At 34.5% G+C, this 3003-nt stretch carries 2 protein-coding genes; both read left to right on the top strand.

What is annotated here, in order from left to right; all coding sequences use genetic code 11:
- On the top strand, nt 1–1598 hold a 1598-nt coding region (locus tag Q0X66_RS15615), incomplete at its 5' end, for an AsmA-like C-terminal region-containing protein (protein WP_297708009.1).
- 131 nt (nt 1599–1729) lie between these two features.
- Nucleotides 1730–2767, top strand: coding sequence for a DUF4421 family protein (locus Q0X66_RS15610; protein WP_297708007.1), 1038 nt, complete (start codon nt 1730–1732; stop codon nt 2765–2767).
- Nucleotides 2768–3003: the final 236 nt, after the last annotated feature.

Genomic DNA, 3003 nt, shown 5'->3' with positions numbered 1-3003 from the left:
TAATACTGAATGGGGAAATTTCGCGCTTTTACCATTTTCTCTTTAATAAAGAGCAGAATATTGAAGCTAATATGGATATAAGTTCCTCTCAATTCTATACCAAACACTTTGTTTTAAATCCTGACTTGCGTGCTTTAATTGATGAAAGAGTAAGTGATTTGGTTATAAAAGTTAAAGCTACTGGCAGGGAAAATGATAGTATTAAAAGCGATTTGCCATGGTTTACTGTAGACCTTGAACAAATGTCATTTAATCTGGATACCTTGGTAGACCTTCCTGAACTTCAGGCCAGTATAGATTTATATGATACCCATAAAGGACTGCGAATAGATCTTAAGCGTATGCATGCCAAAATGCCAAAGGGATCCATTGATTTGTCCGGTAATGTTGTAATTATGGATAGTGCCCGATTATTGGATGCTCATGCAGATATGATCTTAGATAATATTCCTGAGTCATATTTACTGGACCTTATTTATGAAATGAAAGACCTCCCAATGATGAGTGAAAATGAAAGAAGCCGAAGTGAGAATACACTTTATAACGGAGACCTGCATATGTCTGGGACTATTGAGACTATTCCATTTGCAATGCAAAAGGCACAAATAGAACAAAGTACACTCACTATGCGCCTGCCAGATTCTTTGATATATGAATTTAAAAAGGTCAATCTCAATTTAGATAGTCTTTACTTTTTGCATGAGGAGGGTTCCAATAAAATTGTGGGTATAAAGTCAGTTAATGGTGATCTTGAGCTAGATGAAGTAAATACGCCGATTCTGGGTAAAGTGCCTTTAAACGCTGATTTTTCTGCTGAGAATGATCAGATTCAGGTAAATTTTTCTACATTTAGGAATAGAAAAACGGAAGATTCCGGGTCTCTTACTTTAGACATTTCTAAAGAATCCCCTGCATTTGAGATCTCATATGATTTAAGAGATGTTCCCATAAAATCTTTTATTGAAGGATATTCCCAGGAAAAATTAGCTAAAGGAATGTTGGATGCTTCATTTTCTTTAGAGGGAAGTGGGTTAGATTTAGAAGAAATAACCAAAAATGCGAAGGGCTCATTAAAGGTTAAGGGAGACTCAATAACCCTTTATGGGATAGATGTTGACAAATTACTCAAGAAATATAAACGAAGTCAGAACTTCAATTTGGTTGACATTGGTGCTTTTGTGGTGGCGGGCCCGGTTGGAGCTGTCGTGACTAAGGGAGGTGATTTTGTCAGGCTGATTAGCATGAATCTTAAAGCGGAAGATAGAACGTATGTTTCGCAGGTACTTACGAATTGGAAGATTCATAATGGTATTATCGAAACAGAAGATGTAGCCTTTAACACCCCATTAAACCGCTTTGCTTTTGACGGTAAATTTGATATTTTGAATGATTCAATCCCCGGGTTTACGGCCTATGTATTGGATAAAAACGGATGTAGCCTAATGGAACAGAAAGTTAGCGGCAAATTAGACAATCTTCAGGTGGGGAAATTAAAAATTGCCAAAACCCTTCTTGGGTCAGTCATAAATTTTGTCAATGCAATTGTTGGAAAAAAATGCAAACCGGTTTATCATGGAGAGGTGCAGCATCCATTATAAAAATTTACTTTTTTTGTTCTATCTTGAAGATTTGGGTGGCATCTATTCATAGTTATTTGTATTTCTATAAGATTTGTCAATAACTTTAGGTTACATATAAGCAAATAGTGATTTTAAGTTCAAATTATATTTTGATAAAAATTATTACAATAATTATAAGTTTTGGTTGTTTTTTTGCCTTTGGACAAAAAAGAGTAAGGGATTCAACCGCAATAGAATCATTCAAAGATAAATTTATTGTAAAGATTAATTTAGATTCCAAAACAGATTCTTACAACGCAGATGGCTTTGGGGGAGGGCCAGATATAAATTTAGATTCTAATTACGGATCCAGTTTATTCCTATCTCTCGAATTTCAAATTATTGGATTAAGCCTTGGTTTTTCACCCTCATTTTTACCTGGAAATAGTGATGAGGAATTAAGAGGAGAATCATCCTTTATAGATATTGAACCGAGATTAGCTTTTCAAAAATGGCTAATAGAGTTGAGATATAGTAGAATCACCGGGTATTATGTGGAAAACACTGAGGATTTTATACCCGATTGGGAGGAAAATGTAGATCCATACATTCTTATCCCTGATTTATCTAACACTACATATGGGATAACAATTTCCCATATATTCAACCCAAATTTTTCATATAAAAATTTATTTTACCAAACTGAACGACAAAGGAAGAGTGCAGGAAGTTTTGTGCCAACATTTCAGTATAGTTATAATAAATTCACTTTTGACCTTGAAGATATTCCAGACGATATTAAATTTAAAGGTGATAATTCAGATTTAAGTCTGGGAATAGGTTATTACTATACCTGGGTAATAGGTGATAAATGGTTTGTTGCACCAAATGTTTCGCCTTCTGCGGGGGTTAGATTTTCTAAAAGTACAATTACTCTCGATGGTACCACCACTGAGGAGAATATTACTTTTTTTAAAACAGTGCTTGAAAGTGGACTTCAATTAGGTTATGCTTCAGAGAGGGTAATTTTTGGTATTGCTTTTAATTATGATATTTACGGCTATGAAGGAGAGGAAGGAAGGTTCATAAACAATGACAAAACTTATGGATTACTGTACTTCGGTTATCGTTTTAATTCACCGCGTTTTCTGGCCAAATCTTACGATAAGTTTGCCAAAACAAAATTTGCTAAAAAAATGAAATTATAAATAGATTAGTAACATATTTCTGTATTTTTCTCCCTAAATAATACCTAACCATCTAAAGGAAAATGTAAATGAAATTTATCTCACTTACCTATCTGCTATTTCTCTTATATATAATTCCGATACAGGCCCAGGAAGCGGGTGAAGAAGGAGAAACTAAACACAAGCTGGTTTTACTTTTTGGTCTAACGCATATTCCCGAGACCATTGAAGATGGGGAGCCACTTAAGTCTGAAGAG

This window comes from uncultured Eudoraea sp. (assembly GCF_947260015.1).
Classification (GTDB): Bacteria; Bacteroidota; Bacteroidia; order Flavobacteriales; family Flavobacteriaceae; genus Eudoraea.
This window is presented reverse-complemented; position numbering and strand designations above follow the sequence as displayed.